The organism is Thermobifida halotolerans (assembly GCF_003574835.2).
GTDB lineage: Bacteria > Actinomycetota > Actinomycetes > Streptosporangiales > Streptosporangiaceae > Thermobifida > Thermobifida halotolerans.
Window position 1 is genome coordinate 1,321,074 of sequence record NZ_CP063196.1, and the last position, 21,997, is coordinate 1,343,070.

23 protein-coding genes are annotated in these 21,997 nt (G+C 72.5%); 15 read left to right on the forward strand and 8 right to left on the reverse strand.

Annotation, left to right across the window (positions count from 1 at the left end; genetic code table 11):
* Nucleotides 1-105: 105 nt before the first annotated feature.
* Nucleotides 106-408 carry a hypothetical protein gene (locus tag NI17_RS05830; protein WP_068692432.1) on the reverse strand — a complete coding sequence of 101 codons (303 nt, stop codon included), beginning with the start codon at nucleotides 406-408 and terminating at the stop codon, nucleotides 106-108.
* A 212-nt stretch (nucleotides 409-620) separates the two neighbouring features.
* Here NI17_RS05830 and NI17_RS05835 point away from each other — a divergent pair, with 212 nt between their 5' ends.
* Nucleotides 621-1,103, forward strand: coding sequence for a hypothetical protein (locus NI17_RS05835; protein WP_147416831.1), 483 nt, complete (start codon nucleotides 621-623; stop codon nucleotides 1,101-1,103).
* Between the two features lie 161 nt (nucleotides 1,104-1,264).
* Here NI17_RS05835 and NI17_RS05840 read toward each other — a convergent pair whose 3' ends face one another.
* The 6 genes from NI17_RS05840 to NI17_RS05865 all read right to left on the reverse strand — a co-directional run bounded on the left by NI17_RS05840 (nucleotide 1,265) and on the right by NI17_RS05865 (nucleotide 7,202).
* Nucleotides 1,265-1,936, reverse strand: coding sequence for a TetR/AcrR family transcriptional regulator (locus NI17_RS05840; RefSeq protein ID WP_068692437.1), 672 nt, complete (start codon nucleotides 1,934-1,936; stop codon nucleotides 1,265-1,267).
* Nucleotides 1,937-2,451: 515 nt separating this feature from the next.
* Nucleotides 2,452-3,129 carry a class F sortase gene (locus NI17_RS05845; protein WP_084012677.1) on the reverse strand — a complete coding sequence of 226 codons (678 nt, stop codon included), beginning with the start codon at nucleotides 3,127-3,129 and terminating at the stop codon, nucleotides 2,452-2,454.
* Nucleotides 3,130-3,164: 35 nt separating this feature from the next.
* Nucleotides 3,165-3,926, reverse strand: coding sequence for a CHRD domain-containing protein (locus NI17_RS05850; protein WP_068692439.1), 762 nt, complete (start codon nucleotides 3,924-3,926; stop codon nucleotides 3,165-3,167).
* An 843-nt stretch (nucleotides 3,927-4,769) separates the two neighbouring features.
* Nucleotides 4,770-5,585, reverse strand: a complete 816-nt coding sequence (locus tag NI17_RS05855; RefSeq protein ID WP_119267544.1) for a class I SAM-dependent methyltransferase — start codon at nucleotides 5,583-5,585, stop codon at nucleotides 4,770-4,772.
* A 402-nt stretch (nucleotides 5,586-5,987) separates the two neighbouring features.
* On the reverse strand, nucleotides 5,988-6,563 hold the full coding sequence (locus tag NI17_RS05860; protein WP_068692442.1) for a DUF3291 domain-containing protein: 576 nt from the start codon (nucleotides 6,561-6,563) through the stop codon (nucleotides 5,988-5,990).
* 189 nt (nucleotides 6,564-6,752) lie between these two features.
* The gene (locus NI17_RS05865; protein ID WP_119267545.1) at nucleotides 6,753-7,202 is read right to left on the reverse strand and encodes a DUF6069 family protein; all 450 of its coding nucleotides are present in this window, start codon (nucleotides 7,200-7,202) and stop codon (nucleotides 6,753-6,755) included.
* A gap of 209 nt (nucleotides 7,203-7,411) precedes the next feature.
* On the opposite strand from NI17_RS05865, the gene NI17_RS05870 reads away from it, so the two are divergent.
* From NI17_RS05870 to NI17_RS05895, 6 genes are all read left to right on the forward strand, one after another.
* Nucleotides 7,412-8,629 carry a cation:proton antiporter domain-containing protein gene (locus NI17_RS05870; RefSeq protein ID WP_068692444.1) on the forward strand — a complete coding sequence of 406 codons (1,218 nt, stop codon included), beginning with the start codon at nucleotides 7,412-7,414 and terminating at the stop codon, nucleotides 8,627-8,629.
* A gap of 103 nt (nucleotides 8,630-8,732) precedes the next feature.
* Nucleotides 8,733-9,248 carry a hypothetical protein gene (locus NI17_RS05875; RefSeq protein WP_068692446.1) on the forward strand — a complete coding sequence of 172 codons (516 nt, stop codon included), beginning with the start codon at nucleotides 8,733-8,735 and terminating at the stop codon, nucleotides 9,246-9,248.
* Nucleotides 9,238-10,176, forward strand: a complete 939-nt coding sequence (locus NI17_RS05880) for an alpha/beta fold hydrolase (RefSeq protein ID WP_068692447.1) — start codon at nucleotides 9,238-9,240, stop codon at nucleotides 10,174-10,176. The genes NI17_RS05875 and NI17_RS05880 overlap by 11 nt, the downstream gene beginning before the upstream one ends.
* 49 nt (nucleotides 10,177-10,225) lie before the next feature.
* Entirely contained in the window at nucleotides 10,226-10,771 is a 546-nt protein-coding gene (locus NI17_RS05885) for an RNA polymerase sigma factor (RefSeq protein WP_234401999.1), read from the forward strand.
* On the forward strand, nucleotides 10,768-11,517 hold the full coding sequence (locus NI17_RS05890) for a methylated-DNA--[protein]-cysteine S-methyltransferase (protein ID WP_068692448.1): 750 nt from the start codon (nucleotides 10,768-10,770) through the stop codon (nucleotides 11,515-11,517). The genes NI17_RS05885 and NI17_RS05890 overlap by 4 nt, the downstream gene beginning before the upstream one ends.
* Nucleotides 11,518-11,741: 224 nt before the next feature.
* Nucleotides 11,742-12,737, forward strand: a complete 996-nt coding sequence (locus tag NI17_RS05895; protein WP_119267706.1) for a phosphotransferase — start codon at nucleotides 11,742-11,744, stop codon at nucleotides 12,735-12,737.
* 33 nt (nucleotides 12,738-12,770) lie between these two features.
* Here the strand turns inward: NI17_RS05895 and NI17_RS05900 are convergent, their stop codons facing one another.
* Entirely contained in the window at nucleotides 12,771-13,148 is a 378-nt protein-coding gene (locus NI17_RS05900) for a hypothetical protein (RefSeq protein ID WP_234402000.1), read from the reverse strand.
* 528 nt (nucleotides 13,149-13,676) lie between these two features.
* Between NI17_RS05900 and NI17_RS05905 the strand changes: the two genes are divergently transcribed.
* From NI17_RS05905 to NI17_RS05940, 8 genes are all read left to right on the forward strand, one after another.
* Nucleotides 13,677-14,564, forward strand: a complete 888-nt coding sequence (locus NI17_RS05905; protein ID WP_068692449.1) for an NAD-dependent protein deacetylase — start codon at nucleotides 13,677-13,679, stop codon at nucleotides 14,562-14,564.
* A 627-nt stretch (nucleotides 14,565-15,191) separates the two neighbouring features.
* Nucleotides 15,192-15,794 (forward strand): phosphatase PAP2 family protein, encoded by a 603-nt coding sequence (locus NI17_RS05910; RefSeq protein ID WP_243597635.1) that lies wholly within the window; start codon nucleotides 15,192-15,194, stop codon nucleotides 15,792-15,794.
* A 175-nt stretch (nucleotides 15,795-15,969) separates the two neighbouring features.
* Complete coding sequence (locus NI17_RS05915) at nucleotides 15,970-16,233, forward strand: hypothetical protein (protein ID WP_068692450.1); 264 nt, start codon at nucleotides 15,970-15,972, stop codon at nucleotides 16,231-16,233.
* 102 nt (nucleotides 16,234-16,335) lie between these two features.
* The gene (locus NI17_RS05920) at nucleotides 16,336-17,658 is read left to right on the forward strand and encodes an erythromycin esterase family protein (RefSeq protein WP_234402002.1); all 1,323 of its coding nucleotides are present in this window, start codon (nucleotides 16,336-16,338) and stop codon (nucleotides 17,656-17,658) included.
* Nucleotides 17,659-18,411: 753 nt separating this feature from the next.
* Nucleotides 18,412-18,858: a flavin reductase family protein gene (locus NI17_RS05925; protein ID WP_234402003.1), complete on the forward strand. Its 447-nt coding sequence runs from the start codon at nucleotides 18,412-18,414 to the stop codon at nucleotides 18,856-18,858.
* Nucleotides 18,855-19,208: a chorismate mutase gene (locus NI17_RS05930; protein ID WP_068692453.1), complete on the forward strand. Its 354-nt coding sequence runs from the start codon at nucleotides 18,855-18,857 to the stop codon at nucleotides 19,206-19,208. Before NI17_RS05925 ends, NI17_RS05930 begins: the two co-directional genes overlap by 4 nt.
* A gap of 66 nt (nucleotides 19,209-19,274) precedes the next feature.
* Nucleotides 19,275-20,723, forward strand: coding sequence for an FAD-binding oxidoreductase (locus NI17_RS05935; RefSeq protein ID WP_068692454.1), 1,449 nt, complete (start codon nucleotides 19,275-19,277; stop codon nucleotides 20,721-20,723).
* Nucleotides 20,724-20,741: 18 nt separating this feature from the next.
* Complete coding sequence (locus tag NI17_RS05940; protein ID WP_068692455.1) at nucleotides 20,742-21,959, forward strand: acyl-CoA dehydrogenase family protein; 1,218 nt, start codon at nucleotides 20,742-20,744, stop codon at nucleotides 21,957-21,959.
* Nucleotides 21,960-21,997 lie beyond the last annotated feature (38 nt).

Genomic DNA, 21,997 nt, shown 5'->3' on the forward strand with positions numbered 1-21,997 from the left:
AGACGGTTTCGGTACCGCGTTCCATGGGGCTGGTCGGCATGGTCGTCTCCCCTGGTGCGTGCGTCGGGTGCGGAGCGGGGCCGCCTCCACGCGTGGACGGTGGTGCTAGAAGAACTCCGGGGGCTGGACGAAGTACACGCCGCTGACGAGGTTCCGCAACTCGTCGGGGATGGCCGGTTCCTCGGAGCGGGGCCGCAGGAACCGGGTGCTCCGTCCCGGGGCCACCGGCTGCTCCGTGATGTCGAAGGAGACACCGAACACGCGGCTCCACAGCTCCCGGGGCCCGCTGACGCTGATCGTGGCCCCGATGTGCAGGACGCGGAAACCCAGTCGCTGCAGCGCGGCCGCGGCGGCCCGGTCCTGACCGGACCTGGTGAGAATCTCGGCGGAGATCGTCTCTTCGTCCATCCCGGTTCCCGTTCTCGGATGTGCGGCGTCACACGGGAGGACGCGTCCCGCGGGGAAACCGGCGCCAAAGACGGAGGAACGATGGGGCAACCGTTGTCGGTGGAGACCCGGGTTCTTGGGGGCCGCCGCGGGATTCTGTCCGTTGGGCGGACAGGGGGAAGCATGGGAATCCGGCGGACACCGAGGTGCGCCGCCGTGCGGGGGACGGCGCCATGACGGCGCGGTCGGGTTCTCCGGAACCGGCGCGCCGCGTCCCGTCTTCGGCGCGGACGGTGCGGACCGCCGCCGCTGCGGCCGGGTGGACGCTGCTCTACGTGGCCTCCAAGGTCTGCTACGCCGTGGAGGGGCGGCTCGGTGTGACCGGCGGGCCGGCCGTGCCGCGGTCCCGGTACCAGGAGTACGGTCCGGGCGAGGTGAGTCCGGCCCAGTGGGCGAACGCCGGGCTGGGAATGGCGGTCGCGGCGCTGCTGCTCGCCGCCGCGCTGCCGGCCGCGGCGCGGGCCAACCGCTGGCTGCTGCTGGTCCCGCTGGGGGCGGTGGTCCTGACCACGGCGGTCGGCGCGGTGGTCATGCTGGGCAGGGCGCTGGTCACCGACTCCGGCGGTGCGGTGTTCGGCGGCTACTGCGCGGTGTGGGCGGGCCTGGTGGGCGCGGTGCTCCTCGACTACCGGCGTCGCACGGCGCCGCCGGGCTGAGCTGAGCCGCCACCGCGTACCGCGTCGGCCTGCCCGGAGCAGGAGGTCAGGGGCGCGGTTTTAGGTCGTCGACCCAGCCGGACCCGAGGCGGCGGATGTGGCGGAGGGGCGGCGGGGGCTCCGGGCCGCGGTCGGGGCCGCCCTCCGGGCGGCGGACGCCGCTACGCCTGGGCCTGGGCCAGGGCCTCGGCGACCTCGTCGCGGTCCACCACGGGCTCCCCCGGCAGGCCCAGGAGCCGCCATATGACGGTGGCGCACAGCTCCAGCTCCCGGCAGGACTCCTCGACCGTGGGGACTCCGTTCCTCCAGAGCCGGTGGAGCTGGTGCTGGACGCTGAAGTTGATGTACTCCAGAATCCCTCTCGGGTCGGGGAGCGGGGACAGCCGTCCGGCGTCGACGTCGGCCTGGTAGACGAGCAGGGCCCGGTCGGTCCCGTCCCGGGCGATCCGGTCGTCCCAGGCCCGCGCGAAGGCGCGGTCACGCGCGTACACCTCCAGCGCCATGACGAACACGACGTGGTGGAGGGTCCACATCCGGAACGTGTTCAGCAGCACCGACCTGATGTAGCTTCCCAGGTCGGAGGCGCCCTCGGTGCGGAAGCCGTCGAACACCGTGGAGATGGAGCGGTCGATCAGCGCCAGGCACATGTCGTCCACGGTCCTGAAGTGGTTGTAGACGCTGGGCCGCTTCATGCCCGCCCGTTCGGCGACGTCGGCCATGCTCACCTGTGCCGCGGGGGAGGTGCGCAGCAGGTCGTGCAGCGCGTCCAGGATCCTGCGGCGGGTCACCTGCCCCTTGTAGAAGGGCTCGGAGGGACCGAACTGAAGTGGCATGGCGGCAGGATAGCGAGGTCAGCGGGGTGTGTGTCTTTTTACTAGACATATGTCTAATTTTTCAGACAACAGTTGATCCGGATGGGGCCGATGGTCCACACTGGTCGGGACGCAACGCCAGAGGATGGAGTGGCGGTTGGCTTCCATTTCTCACTGCGTCGTGCCTGGTGGCGGCATGAGTGGCACCGAGGCCGACACCAGGGCGCTGGTCACCCTGCCCCCGTGGTCAGAGCCGACGCGACAGCCCGCCCCCGTGGGCTGCGGCGATGCTCCAGAGCCCGCCGAAGGCGTGCTCACGAACCGATCCTGTTCCGATCGGTGACTTCCTGGGGCGTGTCAGTCCTTCCTGTCACCCTCGCGGCGGAAGCGGTGCCGAATCGTAGTCAGCGGCATTCGGCGCCGGGACGGCTTGCGCCGCGACGGCCGAGGAAGACGATCGACTGACCCGCCCCAGGAACCCCCGCCACGGGCATGCCGGGCATCCACCGGTGTTCGGCAGGCGGCCTCCCGCGCGGTCACGGCGGACGGTGGCCCGCGGCGGTGCGGGCGCCGGACAGCCGCGCGTAGACGACGGTGTTGTCGCGGTAGCTCTGCACGGCGTGGTCGAACTCGCCGCCGCAGGTGATGAGTCGGAGTTCGGCGTGGCCTCCGGTCGGACCGTAGACGCGGTCCGTGGGGAAGCGTTCCTTGGCGTACTGGTGGACCGCGTAGACGGTGAACAGCGCGGTGCCGCCGTCGGCGCGTCCGACCGTGACCGCGTCACCGGGGCGCAGGTCCGCCAGGCGGTGGAAGACGGCGGGAGCGGTGTCGGAGTCGACGTGGCCGCCGATCACCGCGGCTCCGACCTGTCCCGGAGTGGGGCCGTAGGCGTACCAGCCGACCTGCCCGTAGTCCCGGGGCACCTCGATCTCCCCGTCGGGGCGCAGACCGAGTGGGACGAGGCCGTCCGCGCGCAGTCCGATCGCGGGGATTCCCAGAGTCACCGGTTCTGACCGGGGCAGCGGTACCGGCGGGGCGGTCGCGGCCACGGGTGACGGGGACGGGGCCGGTGCGGTCGGGGCGGCGACAGGGCCTGCGGAGTCGCCGCACAGGATGAGGGCCAGCAGCATCAGTCCCGCCGCGCCGAGCGGGAAGGTGGCCGCCGAAGGATCGGTACGGCGGCCACCGCGCGGCCGTGGACGGTCAACGTCCATCGGTCGCTCCCCGCACGGCGCGGACGCGTTCCACGCTAGGCACTCTCGCCGAACCGGCGTCGGGCGGCGAGTCCCCCGCCCACCGCGGCGGCGAGGACCATGCCTGTGGCCAGCATTCCGGCGTTGGGACCGGTCGCGGCCGCGCCTCCCGCGCCCGCGGCCATGCCGCCCTTGGGAACCGGAGTCAGTTCCCCGCAGGCCGCCGGGTTGGTGGCCTCGGCCGGAAGCGACGGGTCCAGGTCGCTCTTGCCCGCGGCCTCGAAGTCGTAGAGGCCGTTGCCGTTGTAGTCGACGCCGTGCTGCTCAATGACGGCCTTCCCGGCCCTGATGGCCGCCGCGACGTCCTCGGAGACCGTGAACGTCCGGTGGTAGCTGACGGTGCCGTGGGCGTCGGCGACGGGCATCCGGTCCACCGCCAGGCTGCTGGCGGGGCTGGTGTCGCCCTCGGTGGTCAGCGAGACCTTGACGGGACCGTAGTAGGGAGCACCCTCGGTGGTGCTGAGCCGTCCGTCGTCGGTGATGTCGTCGGCGGCCTCGGGAGGCGCGCACATGTACTTTCCGCCGATGTGGAAGTGCTGGGCGTGCGGCGCGTCCGCGAGCAGTCCGCTGGTCTCGATGCGGACGGTGACGCGTGTGCCCTCGACCGTCACCTTCGCGGTGCCGGCGGCGCCCGAGTCGTTGACCTCGGCGAGGTCCGCGTGCAGGACCGCCGCGTCGCCCGCGTGGGCGGGCGCGGCGGCCGTGAGAGCACACGCCGGAACCGCGAACGCGAGCAGGGCTAGTTTCTTTCTGTCCATGACCATCTCCCAAAGACGTCCCCGGAGCCCTCGCGGCACCGGGGTGGGACAACAGGCGATGCGGCATGTACCCCCCGCAGTTGGTGCGTCACTCATGGTGTTCACAGTTGTTGGGGACGATTTGGATCGACTGGTTGCGAAACAGAAAAATCGGACATGTTGTCATGTTTGGATTTGTGTGCTTTTTGTGGCGGGCCAAGTGGTGTCTGGCGGGCTCTTGGAACCCGTCCCGAAACGCCGGGGGAGAGAGGTTTTCGGGTGGCCTTGGCTCCAGGGGTGGAACCTCGCTGAGGTGTGACGGTCGTCTTCGCGGCGGGTGCCGGTCGTGCGGGGAAGGCGGGTCGGCCGATCGGTCCGGGGGTGTTCCAGTCCAGCCCCCGGGGTGGGTCCCCAGGGGTTGGCGGCGACTGGTCGAGGCGCCCCGGGCGCCTCGACCGGCCATCGGCAGTCGGTGGTGGCCCGCTTCTGGGGGGTTCGGTGGAATGCCTCGGCCTTGCCGGGAGTGCGGCGGGACCGTGTCCGCCGCGGAATCCGGCCATCAAACCTCGATGAGGTGTGAGTGTTCGGTTCTGCGGCGGGCGCGGGTTCTTTCCGGAGAAACCGGAGAAAGACGAGGCATTCCACCCCCGCGTTCGGGGCGGGCGACCACGGGTTGGCCTCGACCGGCCACCGGTGGTATCCCACCGCGGGGGTTGGTGTGGAATGCCCTGGGCCGATCGGCCGCCCCCTCTTCTCCACACGGCCGGTGTCCGTCGCGGAGGCGACCGTCAAACCTCAGTCAGTCAGGCCCCCTGGGGCCAGGCCACCCAACCCCCGGAGCTGAGGCGGCCTCGGAACTTCCCCTCAGTTCTCCGGTGCTGCCTCTGCCCGGAGGGGTTCCGGGTTCGCGCGGTGGGTGACCCTGATCTTGGACTGGCCATGCGGCAGCCGCTCCCAGTCGTCCATGAAGCGGGCCGCCAGGCCGTGCTTCTCGGCGAGGCCCAGCAGCGTCTCGGTCCGGTAGTAGAAGTCCTCGCGCAGGACGTGGTGCTCCTCGCCCTCGGTGCGGTCGAAGGTGAAGTCGAACCAACCGCCGGGAGCCAGCACCCGGCCGACGTGCGCCAGGCACTCGTCGATCACCGGAAGCGGCGAGTGCGAGAAGACACTGTGCGCGTGCACCACCGTGAAGTGCGCGTCCGGCAGGAAGGCGAACCTCAGGTCGCGTACCAGGGTCAGCACCGGAAGCTTGGCGCGCAGTCCGTGGCGCACGACGGTCTCCTGGGCGGCCAGCAGGATGTCCGGTGAGATGTCGATGCCGTAGTAGTTGCCGGGGTCCAGGTAGTCGATGAACCGCCATCCGGCGCGCAGGTCGCCGCAGCCGATCTCCAGCATCCGGTCGCCGGGCGACAGACCGTGCGCCCTGAGGTAGTCGAACTGCATCGCGCCGATCGCGAGCCAGCGTTCGTGACTGCGGCTGCCGACCGCCGCCTTCGGGTTGGCGGTCGCGGTCGCCCGCATCACCGCCCGGTAGTAGGCGACGTGGTCGGGGTGGCGCAGTCGCAGCCACGCGTCCCGACCGGCCCGGGCCAGGTACTTCGGCACCCGGTCGGGGTGGCGCAGGGCGTAGCCCACCCGGTGGGAGAGACTGGCCCGGTTGGCGGTGAGGTTCTTTGTCGGCATGGGTCGGCTCCTCACGTGAGCGCCCGGCGCGGGGCCGCCCGGGCTCGCCGGGCAATCCCGCGCCCGTCGGGCGCGGTCCTTTCTGACCGTGCGCTTCACCGCTCGCCACCGGTCCGCGGGGACCGCCCGCAAGGGGGAGGAGACCCCGCGGAGCGCCGCGGCGGCGCGCTCCCCGCTACCCCTCCGCCCCTTCACAGACACCTGCGACCAGGGGTTTCCTCGGAAGGAGTCGGGCCGCAGGACCGCCCACTCCGGGAAGGGGCCGAACGTCCGCAGGCTGCCCTCGGGAGGGGAGCCCGAGGAGGCCGAAGTCGGCAGGGACGTCGGCTCCGGTGGTGCCGATCGGGGCCGTGGGAGTCGGCCGGTGCGTGGGCGGTCGTCTCGGGACAGGCCCGGAGCAGGTCAGTGCGGTGGCGGTAGCGGGCTGCGCAGGGTGAAGGCGTGGACCTGCGGCCCCCGGGTGCGCAACCGGGCCAACCGGGCGCGGGCATGCTCCGGCTCGGGGAGGGCGGACCCGCGGGTCCACCACAGCGCGCGCTCACAGACCGGGGTCAGCCCGGTGCGCGCCCGCCAGGCGCGCACGTCGGTACCGCTGTCCAGCACGAACGCGCGCAGGTCGGCGAGAGAGGTCCACAGACCGACCAGCAGCGCCGCGCACTCGGCTGTCGTGGTCGCCTGCGCCGCGCGCACCAGTCCCGCGCTCCGGAGGGCTCGCCGCTCCAGTGCCTCGACCAGCTCCCCCAGCGCGGGGAGAGGCCCTTGCGGCAGCGCGATCGACTGGGCGGAAACGAGTAGCGGGGACGGGGCGGCGGCCGCGCGCAGCGGCTCCGCCCCGACAGGAGGGCGAGACTCCGGTGTGTGACCACGCGAGACCGCCACCGCCCGGGCCTCCTCGGCAGGCGGGGAGCGGGTGACAGCCGGGCCGCCGTCTCCGGGCGTCCCGGTGGCGGCGGCAACGCGCGGCAGCGGCAGGTCCATGAGTTCTCCTTCGGTCGGGGAGATCCGTCATGGAGGTAAACCCCGCGGACGCCGATCCGGTTGCACCGCCACGTTCCGCCGGTCCGGCACCGACGCGACCGCGGGGGATACGGCGGGGGCGGGCGCGCAGCGGTTCCCGGACCCGCTGGAGGCCGCCGCCGGAGGCGGACCGGCGGGCGGGAGGGAACGTCAGGACAGCGTGCGTCGGCGCACCGCCTCCAGGCTCAGCCACACGGCCGGGACCAGGGCCAGGTGCATCAGCGCGAGTACGGCGCGGGTCGCGGTGTCGGTGTCGAGGGAGAGGGAGCCCGCGATCGTGGCCAGGGCCAGCGCGGAGCCGGTGATCTGCGCGGTACGCAGGAAGCCCCGCCACAGCAGGGACAGGGCCACCGCGGCGCAGAATCCCGCGGTAAAGGGGACCGCGGTGGCGAGGACGACGTCCCCGACAGCGACGTCGACGATGCTTCCCGTCCGGTCGGGATGGGCCATGGAGGCACCCACGAGGTGGCCGGCGCCCCACAGCAGCAGGTTGGCGGCGACGGCGGCGACGACACCCGTCGACCCGGCCTGCCACCAGGACGCTCCTGGACGGCGGTGCGGCGATTCGGGGGCCTTCTCGGTCGGCTGGGGAGTGGTCACGGGGCTCTCCGGTCTACGTGGTTCGGTGTGCCACGCACGAGCCAACAACCTCAACCAAACTCGATGTCAAGCGCGCGGAGTCCGAACCGCCGCGGAACGTGAGCGGAGGCGGCACGCTTGCCCCGCCCGCCCCGGGGTAGCGGACGGGCCGCGAAGAACCACCGGGGCCTCAGAGACAGCTCCCGTGCCAAGAAGGAGATCTCACCGCCGTGGACCCTCTCCACCTCGCCTACGCGGCCATCGGCGCGCTCAGTGTCGTCCTCGCGCTCTTCAGCAGCCGTCTGCGGGAGCTGCCGGTCAGCGAGCCGCTGATGGCCCTGCTGCTCGGCGTGCTCCTGGGGCCCCACCTGCTCGGCCTGCTGGAGTTCTCCACCACCGAGCGCGACTCCCTGCTGCTCGAGGGGGCCCGGGTCCTGCTGGCGGCCTCGGTCATGGCGGCGGCGCTGCGGTTTCCCGCGACCTCGCTACGCGGCCTGATCGCCCCGGCGGCCCTCCTCCTCGGCGTCGTCATGCCGCTGGCCGCGGTCCTGTCCGGAGCCGCCGCCCTGCTGCTGGGACTGCCGGTCGCGCTGGCCGCGCTGGTGGGCGCCTGCCTGTGCCCCACGGACCCGGTGCTGGCCGCCTCCGTCGTCACCGGAAAGCCCGCCGAGGAACACCTGCCGGGGCGGTTGCGCCGGATGCTGACGGTCGAGAGCGGCGCCAACGACGGACTGGCCCTGCCGCTCGTCGGTCTCGCGCTGGCCGTCGTGCTTCCGGCGACCGCTCCCGGCGCCGAGGTGGGGCGGCTGGCCTGGGAGGTGGCGGCGGGCGCGGTCATCGGCGTGGTCGCGGGCGCCGCGGCGGGAAGGGCGATGGAGGCGGCCACCGACCGGCGCAAACTGGGCAAGGGGGCCTCCCTGGTCTTCACCCTGCTGCTCGCCGTCGCCGTGCTGGGCCTGGCCCGGATCGCCGGAGCGAGTGGGGTGCTGGCCGTCTTCGCCTCCGGGCTCGCCTACAACCGGGTGGTGCGCACCGGGGAGCGCGGCCCGCAGGACAACATCGACGAGGCGATCAACCGCTACCTGTCCCTTCCCCTGTTCGTCCTCCTCGGCGCGGTCCTGCCGTGGCGGGAGTGGATCGGCTTCGGACCGGTGGCGCTGCTCTTCGTCGTCGCCGTCCTGCTGCTGCGCCGCCCGCCGCTGATCCTGGCGCTGTTCCGGCCGCTGGGGCTGCGCCCGCGCGACGCCGCCTTCCTCGGCTGGTTCGGTCCGATGGGCATCAGCGCCCTGTTCTACCTGGCGCACAGCATCGACAAGGGCGTGCACGATCCGCGCCTGTTCGCCGCCGTCAGTCTCGCCGTCACCGCCAGCGTGCTCGTCCACGGCATCACCTCCTCCCCGGCCGTGCGGGTCTACGCCCGCTCCTCCGAGGCTTCCGAACGCGGGTGAGGCCCCGGCGGCACGGCGTCGGTGATCCACACCCATTTCCTTGACACTTTCTGTCAAGTACTTGCTGTTCTCTGTCAGGCAAATGGTGGGAGAGGAGGCCCCGATGACCGGCGTTTCGACCTCCGAACACGTCGAACTCGTCGCCGACCTGCGAAGACTGGTGCGGAGCCGACTGGTCGACCCGTTGGTCCTGCTGCTGGGGGACAAGGAGCGGATCGAGCCCCTGCGCCGCCAGGTCCACGTCGACGTCGAGATGTGGGCGGCACAGCTGCTCGGCCCCGACGACGCGCTCGCCACCCGGGTCGCCGTCCGACTGCTGGCCGCGCTCCACCCCGGCGACGCGCCGTTCGATCCGCCCGACGACTGGTGGCGGACCCCGCTGGGCAGGGTGGTCGCCCGCCGCGTCGGACACACCAGAGAGCGCGTGTCCTACTCGGTGGCCGGGGCGATGCTCGGTATCACCCGTCAGGGAGTCCACGACCTGGTCCGCCGCGGCAGGCTGGCGCGGCACCCCGAGGGCGGCGTCACCTCGGAGTCGGTGCGCGACCGGCTGCGCGGGATCGCCTCCCCCGCCGACAGCCGAGGACACGAGGGGACACCGGTGCGCGATGGACGTTGACCAGCGGGAGTTCAGGGTCGGCACGGGAAGCGGTCCGCGCGTCGCGGTACGCGATTACGGAGGGAAGGGGCCGCCCGTGCTCCTGCTGCACGGCGCGGGCGGCAACCTCCTGCACTGGGCGGCGGTCGTTCCCCGACTCGCCGCCGCCCACCGGGTCGTGGCCATGGACCTGCGCGGACACGGCCGCTCCGACGACGCCCCCTGGGAGTGGGAGCGGGTCCTCGACGACATCGAGGCCGTCATCGACCACTGCGGGCTGGGCTCCCCCGCGGTCGTCGGGCACTCCCTGGGCGGAATGCTCGCCGGGGCCTGGGCGCGCCGCCACCCCGACTGCCCGGCCGCGGTGAGCCTCGACGGCCACCGCGCGGCCGAGACCGACCCGGACCACTACGCCGGACTGCCCGCCGAGCGGGTGCGCCACGACCTGGAGCGGCTGCGGTCCCTGTTCACCGCGCAGACCGCGACGGCGGCCCAACCGATGACGGCCGACCAGGTCGCCGCACTGCTCGACCAGCAGCGCGCCTTCGCCGCCGCCACGGGGATCGACGAGGAGGAGTGGGAAGCGACCGTGCGACGGGGGATCGCCGAACGCGACGGACGGTACTTCCTGCGGCCCGGCCCGGGGACCACCTCCGCCCTGCGGGCCAGCGCCGGGTTCCGCGACTGCCTGCCGGTCTTCGCCGAGGTGGAGGCACCGCTCCTCGTCGTCCTGGCCACCAGGGAACTGCCCCAGGTCCCCGAGGACCTGCGCGACCTCGTGCGGGCCCACCGGACCGCCGTGCGCCGCGACCTCGCCGCGCTCGCCGCCGCGCGGCCCAACGTCTGCGTCCGCGAGATCGACGCTGACCACGGCATGACCGTCATGGACTCCGGCGAGGTCGCCGGTCCGGTGCTCGCGTTCCTGCGGGAGCACGCCGCGGGGAACTGACCGGCCCCTCGGGGTGCAACCGATCGGGGCCGGTCGGGGTTACAAGGACGTGGAAGCTATCGCTGAGACAACCGACGACGTCGACTGCTGGTTCGTCGAACTGTACGACCAGCATCGCGGACCGGTGTTCTCGGCCGCGCTGCGGCTGTGCGGACGCTGGGCCGACGCCGAGGACCTGACGGCCGAGACGTTCGTGAAGGCGTACCGGGCCGCCGGCGACTATCCCCCCGAACGCCGTGCCCGGCTGCGTCCCAGGGCCTGGCTGATGACGATCCTGTGGAACCTGTGGCGCAACCGGGCGCGTACGGCGGCGCGCAAGCCGCCACCCGAGCCCCTGACCGACGGGGTCGACGTCGCCGACCCCCGCCAGGACGTGGCCGGTGCGGCGGAACGGAACGAGACCAGCGGACAGCTGGCCGAACTGCTGGGGCGGCTGACCGACATCCAACGGGAGGCGGTCGTCCTGCGGCACGTGGCCGACCTGTCCATCAGCGAGGTCGCCGCGATCCTCGGCGTCCCCGAGGGGACCGCCAAATCCCACGTCTCACGCGGCCTCAGGAGGCTTCGTGAACTCACCCAGGGAGGTGTCCGATGAGTGACGACCCGCTGCTGGAACGGCTCGCGGAACTGGTCACCGACGCCCCGCCCGAACTGATCGACCGGATCGCCGCCCGCTGGGTCACCGTCGAGGGCCCCGTCGGCGAGATGTTCGTCGCCTACACCGACCAGGGCATCGCCTACGTCCGCCCCGCCGGAGCCGACGCGCCCCGGGAGTTTCGCAGGCGGTTCGGACGGCCGCTGCTGCGCGCCGCGCGCCCGCCCGCCGGGCTGGTCCCGGCGCTGCGCACCGGCCGGGCCACCGGTCTACGGTTCGACCTGCGCGAACTGAGCGGGTTCCAGGCCGAGGTGCTGCGAGCGGCCCAGACCATCCCGCGCGGCGAGGTGCGGCCCTACGCCTGGATCGCCAGGAGGATCAACCGGCCCCGGGCCGTGCGGGCGGTCGGTACCGCGCTGGCCACCAACCCCGTGCCGCTGCTGATCCCCTGCCACCGGGTGACCCGCTCCGACGGATCCCTTGGCGAGTACATCTTCGGAACCGAGACCAAACGGCGGCTGCTCCGTGCCGAGAACGCCAACCTCGACGAGGCGCACGACCTCGCCAGAAAGGGGGTCTTCTACGTGGGCAGCGACACCACCGGCGTCGTGTGCTACCCGACCTGCCACCACGCCCGGCACATCACCCCGCCCCACCGGAAGGGCTTCCGCACCATCGCGCAGGCCGAGACCGCGGGCTACCGCCCCTGTCGGCACTGCCAGCCCGCGGCCGTGGAGCCCGCCTGACGGAGGGCCGTCCGGGACCGGCGGGGGCCTCGTCGGCCGCACCGCCGCCACCGAGCCCCGGCCCCGAAACGCCCTGTCCTCCCCCGATTCCGGATTCCGGTCCCAGCGGGCGCGGCGACCGGAATCCGGAATCGGGGGAGCGCGGACGGGAAGCGTCTCCCCACGTTCCCCGGCATCCCGGAAACCGGTGTCCGACGGTTCCCCGGGTTGTTACCGTCTTGCGCGTGAAGGACCTTCCGGAGAACTTCGACGAACGGCGCCTGGTGCACGCGCTGCCCCGCTTCGGCATCGATCCCGTGGCGGTGGAGCACGCCCCGGTCGGCTTCGGGGACCATCACTGGACCGTCACCGGAGCCGACGGCCGACGGTGGTTCGCCACCGTCTCCGACCTGGAGCACAAGGAGCACTGCGGGAAGGGGGCCCAGGCCGCGCTGGCCGGTCTGCGCCGGGCCATGGACACCGCGGCGGCCCTGCGCGAGGACGAGGCCCTGGACTTCGTGGTGGCGCCGGTGCGCGCCACGGACGGCGCGACGGTCCTGCCGCTCGACGGCCGGTATGCGCTCAGCGTCTTTCCCCTCGTGGCCGGGCGATCCGGCGAGTTCGGCCAGGAGTTGCCGGCCGAACAGCGCGAACAGGTCCTCGACCTGCTCGCCGAACTGCACGGCAGCGCCCCTCCGAGCACGGTGCCGGCCATCGCGCCCGCCCCTCCCGGCCACGGCCGGTTGGCGGCGGTCCTGTCCGAACCGCCCGCCGGGTGGCGGGGCGGACCGTTCGCCGACCCCGCCCGCCGACTGCTCACCGGCAACGCCGCCGCGCTGCGCGCCAGGATCGCGGAGTTCGACCGACTGGCCGAGGAGGTGGGCGGACGCGGAACGGAACCGGTCGTGACGCACGGCGAACCGCACCCCGGAAACCTCCTGTTCGGAGCGGAGGGTTGTCTCCTGGTCGACTGGGACACCGTCGGCCTGGCCCCGCCCGAGCGCGACCTGTCCGTGCTGTCCACGGATCCCGCCGCTCTCACCCGCTACACGGAGCGGACCGGGCACGTTCCGGACCCGGCGGCTCTCGCGCTCTACACCCTGCGCTGGGAGCTGGCCGACGCGGCCGAACTCCTCGGCCGACTCTCCGCCCCGCACGCGCGCACCCCCGGCATCGAGACCGTGTGGCGGGAGTTCGTCGGTGTCATCGGCCGTCTGGCCAACCCGGAGCTTCGACCCTGACCCGTGGCGTGCCCGACCGGGCACCGCCACGGGTCAGGACGGCACGTTGTTCCTGGGGTTCGTGCGGATGCGACGCCAGGCGGCGGCCCAGCGCTGGTACTCGGCCTCATCGCCGCCGCAGGCGACAACAAACGCGCTCAGCACGGTCAGGCGGGGCAGGCGGTCACTGCTGAGCGCGGCGTGGAACCTGGAGGCCGAGCACACACCGCCGCAGTTGTACTCCATCCGGCGGTAGGAGGGCTCTCCCGCCCAGACGCGGTAGTGCCGCATGGCCGCCACGAAGGCGGCCGGGGTGGTGGCCCGTGCCGGGTCGGGCCTGTGACCGGGGTCGAACAGGTCGGCCCCGGCGGGGAGTCGCTTTCCCAGGGGAGAGGGGCCCGCGGGGGAGCGACCGAAGAGAACGATCCTCATCGCACCTCCCGGTGGACGGTGACCGGGCCGCAGACCGGTGCGGCGGTCGGCGGGAGCGCACGGAGGGCTGCGACGCGGATCGCGGAGGGAGGGGTCGTGACGGGACCCGGAACAGAAAACGCCATTGTTCCCTTTGGATGGTCTTCGGGCGCCGGCGGGACTCCGGTGCCCGGTCTGTGGCCGGTCACGGGGAATGTCCGGAGGCTTGCCGCGCCGGTCAGGAGAAGAACGTACCGCACAAAAGCGGCAGGCTCGTGAACCTTCCCCATCCTATGTCGCCAATGTCGGGTCTGGGAATTCACCAAGAAGTCGCAGGGTGGAGAGGTCCGTCACAGTCTGTAGTCCTGTGCGGGGCCGGGCGGACAGGAATCCGGCCGCGGCCGGAGAGGCGGAGAATCCCCGGGGGCTCGGTTCCACGGAGGCGGGGCGGACCAGGGGCGCGGCCAGGCGCACGCGGCGCGGCGCACGAGCGTGAGCCGGTGCCATACCCTGGGCGGACGTGGACGTCAGGCGGCGCGGGCGGGTGACATGGACACAGGGTTCGACGCGGGGTCCGACGTGCTTTCCCGCTCCGGTGACCCGCTCGCCGGCACCGGGTTTCGCATGCTGGCCGACCTGGTCGCCGACGGCGACGTGGTGGTGCTGAGCGGGGCGGGGCTGTCCACCGAGTCCGGCATCCCGGACTACCGGGGGAAGACCGGGCGCAGGCGGCGGGCCGAGCCGATGACCTACCAGACGTTCGTCGGCAGCGCCGAGGCCCGTCGCCGCTACTGGGCGCGCAGCCACCTGGGCTGGCGGCACATCGACCGCACCCTGCCCAACGCCGGGCACCGCGCCGTCGCCGCGCTCCAGGCCCGCGGCCTGGTCTCCGGGATCATCACCCAGAACGTCGACGGACTACACCAGGCCGCCGGTGCGAGGCAGGTCGTCGAACTGCACGGCAGTCTGCACCGGGTGCGCTGCCTGGCGTGCGGGCGGCGCACCCCGCGCCACGAACTCGACCGGCGGCTGCGTGCGGCCAACCCCGACTGGCGCGCCCCCACCGACGAGGTCAACCCCGACGGCGACGCGGCTCTCACCGACGAGTGGATCGACTCCTTCCGCGTCGTGGACTGCCGGTCCTGCGGTGGCGTGCTCAAACCCGACGTGGTCTTCTTCGGCGAGAACGTGCCGCGCCCCCGCGTGCAGCGGTGCTACGAGCTGACCGAGAACGCCGGAACGCTGCTGGTGCTGGGCTCCTCGCTGACGGTGGCGTCCGGCTACCGGTTCGTCCGCCGCGCCGCCGAGCACGCCATCCCGGTCGCGATCGTCAACCAGGGCCCCACCCGGGGCGACGCCCACGCCCTGCTGACCCTCGACGCGCCCCTCGGTCCGGCCCTGACCGCGCTGCTCGCCGCACTCGACCGGAGCCGGTGAACCCACCGCGGGGGCGGCCGTGCGCGGCGGCGCTGCCGGGAACAGATCAACGGTCCTGTCTGAGGACGTGTGGTAGCGCTGGTCCCCGTGGCCGGGAGGGGGACCGTCATGGGCGCGTGCCGTCACCGGTGTGAACCTGTTCGGGAACGCTCCCGAGCGGGGTGCTTCCCGGAAGGCCGCACGCCCCGGCCGGGTGGAGTCCGCTCCAGCCCCGGCCACCGCGCGGCCGGAGTCCCCGCCGCGCGGAGTCGGTCCGCTCGGCGGAGGAACTCATGTGATCATCTTGGGAAGAGTGTCCGGAACCGGACGTCCCGTCCTCGGCGTCTTCGCCGCCGCGGCCTCGCCGGTCTCCACACCGTGGTCCTGCCGCTGCCGCTGCCGCTCAACGGGCGCGGGGCGGACCGGCGATCGCCGCCTTCTCCGTGTTGTTCGGAGCCGTCTCGACGGCCGCGAACCCGGCGGTGGGCCGGCGGACGGGACGGCGCCGGGGCCTCCCCGTCCGCCACCCTGCGGAGTGTTCGGGACCCGGTGGGGAAAGACACAGCCGGCGGTGCGGCGACCGGCCCGCTCCTCGGCTGTATGGTGCGCAGTACTCTCCGTGGCTTCCGTAGCAGAACAGGATCGACCGTGACCGACACCGCTCCGTCCCGCGTGCTGCTGCGTCGTACGGCGACAGTCGTCAGCGAGGTCTTCGCACCCGTGGTGCTCGTCGTGACGGTCCTGCCCGTGGTGGGCTGGAGCAGCACGCACAGCCTCGCCGGGGTGGGGTGGGGACTGTTCGCCGTCCTGTTCTGCGCCGTCGTGCCGTACGCGGTCGTCCTGGTCGGGGTGCGGCGGGGCCACTGGAGCGACCACCACATCCGGGACCGCAGCCAGCGGACCGTCCCCTTCCTCATCGCCATCGGCTGCGTGGCGGCGGGAACCGCCGCCCTCGCCGTCCTCGACGCCCCGCGCGCCGTGCTCGCGCTGGTCGTCGCCATGCTGGCGGGTCTGGTCAGCACCACCGTGGTGACCAGGTGGTGGAAGATCTCGGTGCACACCGCCGTCGCCGCCGGGGTGGCCTCCGTCCTCACCCTCGTCTACGGCCCGATGCTGGCCGTGACCTTCCCCCTGGTCGCGTGCGTCGGCTGGTCGCGCGTGGAACTGGACTGCCACACCACCGCCCAGACCGTCGCGGGCGCCCTGCTGGGCACGGTCGTCTGCGTGCTCTTCTTCACGCTGCTGCGCTGAGTCCGGGAGGAGGCCGGTGCGGAGGCGAAGTGCCGGGAACGCCGGTGACGGCACGGACACGCGGACCGGGTCCGCCGCGTAAAGAGCGCGTGCCCCGAAACCTCCCACGAGTCCGGCGTGCCCCCGGCCCCTCCTCTACGGAACCGCCGTCGCGCCTCCCTTCCTCGGCGCGGCCGTGAGCCTGCGCAACGGCGCCCGCTGCGGGCGAGCCACGTTCCGGGACTGTTCGGAGCGTTCACCGCCCTCTCCGCGACTCGACGCGGTCAGGGTGCTGGTGGCGACGGCCGTGCCCGCCCTGGCGGAGGAGCACTCCTCCCGGGACCGGTTCGACGCCACCGCCGAAGCGGGAGACCCGGGAGACGCGGCGGGAGGCGACGGCGGCGCGTCAGTTCGCGCTCCCGGGTTTTGCCATCCCGCCGACGAGGAAGTGCGCTGGTGAGCGGCGGATTCCGCCGACCGGTCCGCCTCGCGCCCGCGCGGAGCGAACCGTCCGGCGTCAGGGTGTTCGCGGCAGAACAGGGAGACAGTGATGGACAACACCGTGACACGCACACGCCTCGGTTCCGTGGTTCCCGATCTCCGCCCCCTGAGCGGACCCGAGTCGCTGGACCCGCTCCTGGAGCGGATCGGCGGGGCCCGCTATGTGCTGGTGGGCGAGGCGTCGCACGGCACCGCCGAGTTCTACCGGTGGCGCGCGGAACTGACCCGGCGCCTGATCGAGGAGAAGGACTTCACGTTCGTCGCGGTGGAGGGGGACTGGCCGGACTGCCAGGCGCTGCACCGCAGCGTCACGGACGAGCCCGGCACTCCCGACGATCCGCGGGAGGTGCTGGAGGGCTTCCGGCGGTGGCCGCGGTGGATGTGGGCCAACACCGAGGTGTTGGAGTTCGCGCGGTGGCTGCGCGCCCACAACCTCCAACGGCCGCCGCAGCGGCGGGTCGGGTTCTTCGGACTGGACGTCTACAGTCTCTGGGAGTCACTGCACGCGGTTGTGGGGTGGCTGCGCGAGAACGCCCCAGGGCAGGTGGAGCCCGCGCTGCGCGCCTACCGCTGCTTCGAGCCCTACGCCGAGGACCCCCAGTCCTACGCGTACGCCACCAGGCTGGTCCCCGAGGACTGCGAGACGCCGGTGGTGGACCTGCTCACGAAGATGCGTCGCCGCGCGGACGAGGCAGTCCCTCCCCGAGGGGACCTCTCCGAGTTCGCCGCGCGGCAGAACGCCGAGGTCCTCGCCGGAGCCGAACGGTACTACCGCACGATGGCGCGGGGCGGCCCGCAGTCGTGGAACGTCCGGGACCACCACATGGCCGACACCCTGGACCGGCTGATGCGGTACCACGGACCGCACGCCAAGGCGGTGGTGTGGGAGCACAACACCCACATCGGCGATGCCCGCGCCACCGACATGGCCTACGCGGGCATGGTCAACGTCGGCCAACTGGTCCGCGAGCGCCACGCGGACCAGGGGGTGGTGCTCGTCGGTTTCGGCACCTACGAGGGAGAGGTGACCGCGGCCGACACCTGGGGCGCGCCTCCCGAGCGCATGCCGGTGCCGCCCGCGCGGGAGGGCAGTGTGGAGTACCTGCTGCACCACGCCACCGGAGGCCGTACGGCGCTGCTGCTCCTCGACTCCGCCGGACCGGACGGCAGAAGTGCGGCGGAGTGGGGGCGGGAGAGCCTCCCGCACCGGGCGATCGGGGTGGTCTACCATCCTGGCAGCGAACGGCGCGGCAACTACGTGCCCACCGTGCTGGCCCGGCGCTACGACGCCTTCCTCCACGTCGACCGCACCGGGGCACTCACTCCGCTGCGCCCGGCCGAACCGGAGACCGGGGAGGAGGAGACCTGGCCCACCGGCCAGTGAACCGCCATCCCGATCCCCGGCCTTCCCGGGGTCCGGAACCGCTCGCGCCGTCGCCCGGACCGTCCCGGCCGCCGCCGACGGACGGGCATTCCTTGAAATTTCAATCTCCTGTGCGGCGGAGTTCCGGGACCCGTCGAAAGCCCCCGCACCGCTCCCGTCGACGTGCCGCGAATTCCGTGTCCCATTCCGTTCCGACTGCCTCCCAGTCGTTCTGTTCCGTTCCGACTATTCGCTGAGCCGGGGGCCGTCCCGTGGTGGGCGGGCGGAAGTCCCTGGTGGAGGGCGGATCCGGGACCGGTTGGACGGAGAAGGTTTCGAGCCGGTCGGCCGGTGGCGCCACGGATGTCCGCAGTTTGTCTCCGGTTTTCCTGTTTCTCCGGAAGAAATTCCTGGTCAGGGGTGAATCGGCTGGTCGGGAGGAATCTGTTCCTGCTTCCCGTGGCCCCCTTCCAGCAGGGAAGACAATTCTGAGCTGTGGGTTCTCCCGTTGTCCATCCTTGTGTCGTTCGTGCTGGGAATTCATTCGGGCTTCTGTCGCGTGATCCGTATCACATAACAGTTCGGGGTGGCGCGTGCTAGTTTGACCTTATTGGAATGAAGTGTCTAAAACTGCTTTTATTTCCTCTTGTGATTCCCGCCGCTGTCTCCGGAGCTGTCCACCGTCCGGCAGGGCCGGTTGAAACCAGGAAGGGAACAACGATGAACCGGAAGATTTCCGACGCTCCGGCGCGGAGACCCGATCTCAGGTCGGTCATGAGGCTCTTTCCCACCGGTGTCGCCGTCCTTCTGGCGGGGCACGAAAGCACGGCGATCGCGACGACCGTGAACTCGCTGACGTCGATATCCCTGGACCCGCCGACGATCCTGGTGTCCCTCCACGAGACGTCGCGCGCCGTCCGGATCATCGACGCCACAGGAGAGTTCCGCCTGAGCTTCCTCTCCGGGGACCAGGAGGACCAGGCCAGGCTGTTCGCCTCGTCCGACAAGCCGACGGGCGAGCGACTGGCCCCCTACCTCACCGCCACCCCGGTCGGCTTCCGGATCCTCGACGGAGCGATCGCCGGAGTCGCCTGCGAGGTGGTCTCCGTCAGGCAGGAAAGCGACCACCACGTGTACCTGGGACGGGTCACGGCCACCCACCTGGGCGACACGGCCCACAGCGCGCTGCTGTTCCACCACGGACGGATGACGCCGGCATGAGCGGGACGCTGCGCGCCGTCCGCGGCGGCACCGGGGTCGGCGGCGACACCCGCGAGGCCGTCGCGGAGGCCACCGTCCGCCTCGTGCGGGAACTCGTGGACGCCAACCGGCTCGCCCCCGCCGACGTGGAGTGCCTGTGGTTCACCGTGACCCCCGACCTGACCGCCGAGATCCCGCCCCTGGCCCTCCGGGAGAGCCGCCTCCTCGACGTGCCGATGCTGTGCGCCGCCGAACCCGACTGGGACGGCCAGGCCCCGCACACCATACGGGTGATGGCGCTGGCCCGCCTCGACGGACGCCGCGAGCCGCGCCACGTCTACCTGGAGGGCGCCGGTCCACAGCGCCCCTGACCCCGCAACCGCCACCGCTCGACCACCGCCGACACACACGCCACAACCCGCAGCGGGAGACCTCCCATGCCCGAGAACGTCCCGAGCCCCCTGCTCACCCGTGCCCGCCAGATCGTGGGGGACGACAGCCGACTCCTCCTGCCCCCGCCACCCGGCGCGAACGTGTCCGGATTCGCCGTCCGCCCCACCCCCGCCGTGCTCCGCCCCTCCTCCGTCGAGCAGGTGCTCGAACTGGTCCGGGCCTTCAACACCCCGGGCAGCCCACCCCTGTACGCGGTCTCCACCGGCCACAACTGGGGACTGGGGTCCCGCGAACCGGTGCACGGCGGCGCGGTGCGCGTGGAACTCCACGGCCTCGACCGGATCCGGCGGATCGACACCGACCGGGGATGGGCGGTCGTCGAAGCGGGCGTGACCCAGCGCCAACTGGCCGCGCGCCTGGCCGACACCGGCCGCATGCTCAACGTCACCGCGTCGTCGGGGCACACCAGCGTCCTCGGCAACGCCCTCGACCGCGGCGTCGGACTGCGCCGGCAGCGCGTCCACGACCTCGTGGGTCTGGAGGTGGTGACCCCCGAGGCAACCCTGGCGCGCGTCGGATGGTGGCCCGGGGACGAGGCCGCGGGCGCCCCCAACCCCCACGGTCTCGGCCCCTCCCTGCTGCACCTGTACACCCAGTCCGACCTGGGAATCGCCGTGGCGGGCGTGATCCGGCTGCCGCACCGTCCGGAGGCGCAGCGGGTCCTCCGCCTGACGTTTCCGGCCGAGAACCTGCGGCGGGCCGTCGACACGTTCCGCCGCTGGCAGGCGCAGGGCCTCTTCCAGGGCGTCCTGAAGATCTACGACACCACCTCCGCCTCCTCCTACGGGACCCGGGACACGGCCGGGCACCTGGCGCACCTCAGCGTCGGCGGCACGCCCGCGGTCGCCGACGCGCTGACCCGGATCGTGACCGACGAGGCCGAGGCGTCCGGGCTGTTCACCGCCGTCCACCGCTCCGACCGCACCCCGCCCGCGGACGACGACGTGGTCTCCCGGGTGATCGAGGCCGGGCACTCCGGCAACACCGACCACCACGAGGACATGCTGCGCTCCGCCGTCGGCCGGGACGCCCCCGACGTCGACTCCGCGGGCGGGGGTTGGATCTTCTTCCTCCCGCTCGTCCCCTACACCGGCGCCGACGTGGCCGCCGCGCTCCGCCTCCTCGACGACGTCCACGCGCGCACCGGCATCCGCCCGGGAGCCACCGTCAACGCCCTCGATCCCGACGTGGTGGACCTGGTGGTCTCCCTCCGGTTCGACCGGTCCAGCGCGGAGCGGACCGCCGGGGCGCACCGCGCCCTCGACCTCCTCTACGAGATGTTCACGGCGGCCGGATACCTGCCCTACCGGCTCGACATCGAGCACGCCTCCTGGATGGACCGCCTCAGCGACCCCGTCTCCCTGGACCTGGTCCGCAGGATCAGGACCGCCCTGGACCCCAACCGCGTGATAGCGCCCGGCCGCTACTCCTGACCACCGGAAGGAAACACCATGAACGCTCCTGCCTCCCCGAGCACCGGTCCGGCCACTCCCCACGGCGGTGCCGACATCCCCAACTCCTTCGACGAGATCCTCGACGCCGTCCGGCGCCTGCAACCGGTGCTGCGGGAGCAGTCCGCGCGCATCGAGCGGCACCGGTCACTGCCCGAGGACGTGGTCCACCTGCTGCGCGGCGCGGGCGTCTTCCGCGCCGCCATGCCCGAGGAGTGGGGCGGCCCCGGCCTGACCTCGATCGAGCAGGCCCGGATCGTGGAGGCCGTCGCCTACGGCGACACCTCCGCGGGCTGGTGCGTCATGATCGGCATGGACTCCGGCATCTACTCCGGGTTCCTCGCCGAGGAGGCGGCCCGCAAGCTCTACCCCTCGTTGGACCTCGCCCAGTCCGGCTGGATCTACCCCCACGGTCGCGCCGAGCGGACCGCCGGAGGGTACCTGGTGTCGGGCCGGTGGCGCTTCGGGTCCGGCATCACGCACTGCGACGTGCTCGCCGCCGGATGCACCGTCCACGGCCCCGACGGGCAGCCGGTCATCGACGAGGAGACCGGCGAGCCGGAGTGGCGGATCGCGCTGGCCTCCCCCGACGCCTACGAACTCGTCGACACCTGGCACACCACCGGCCTCGCCGGATCGGGCTCCTTCGACTACCGGGTCGACGGGCTGTTCGTGCCCGAGGAGCACACCTTCTCCTTCCACCGGCCCGTGCGCACCGGCCCCCTGCACGACGCCCCCGACGCGATCCTGCGCAAGATGTCCGGCGTCCCCCTGGGGATGGCCCGGGCCGCCCTGGACCACGTGCGCGGCATGGCGCCCGGACGCAGCGACCGCGAGACCAAGACCCCCTGGACCGCCGACTACCGGGTGCAGCAGACCGTCGCCGAGTTGGAGATGGAACTGCTGGCCGCCCGGGAGGCGGTCTACGCGACCCTGGAACGCCAGTGGGAGGCGCTGGAACGCGGAGCGGACCGCGACGCGGACTCCAGGGTGGAGACCGTGCTCGCCCGCTACAACGCCTTCCGGACCGCCCGCCGGATCGTGCACCGGCTCTACGACCTCGTCGGAGGTGCCGCGGTCTACCGCGACACCTCCCCCCTGGACCGGTGGCTGCGCGACGCCACCACCATGTGCCAGCACGCGGTGGCCCAGGAGTCGATCCTCCAGTTGACCGGGAACGTCCTGCTCGGCGGCAGGTCCTCCTCGCCCTTCTTCTGATCGCCGCCGCGCGGCGATGCCGAACACCGTCCTCCCCA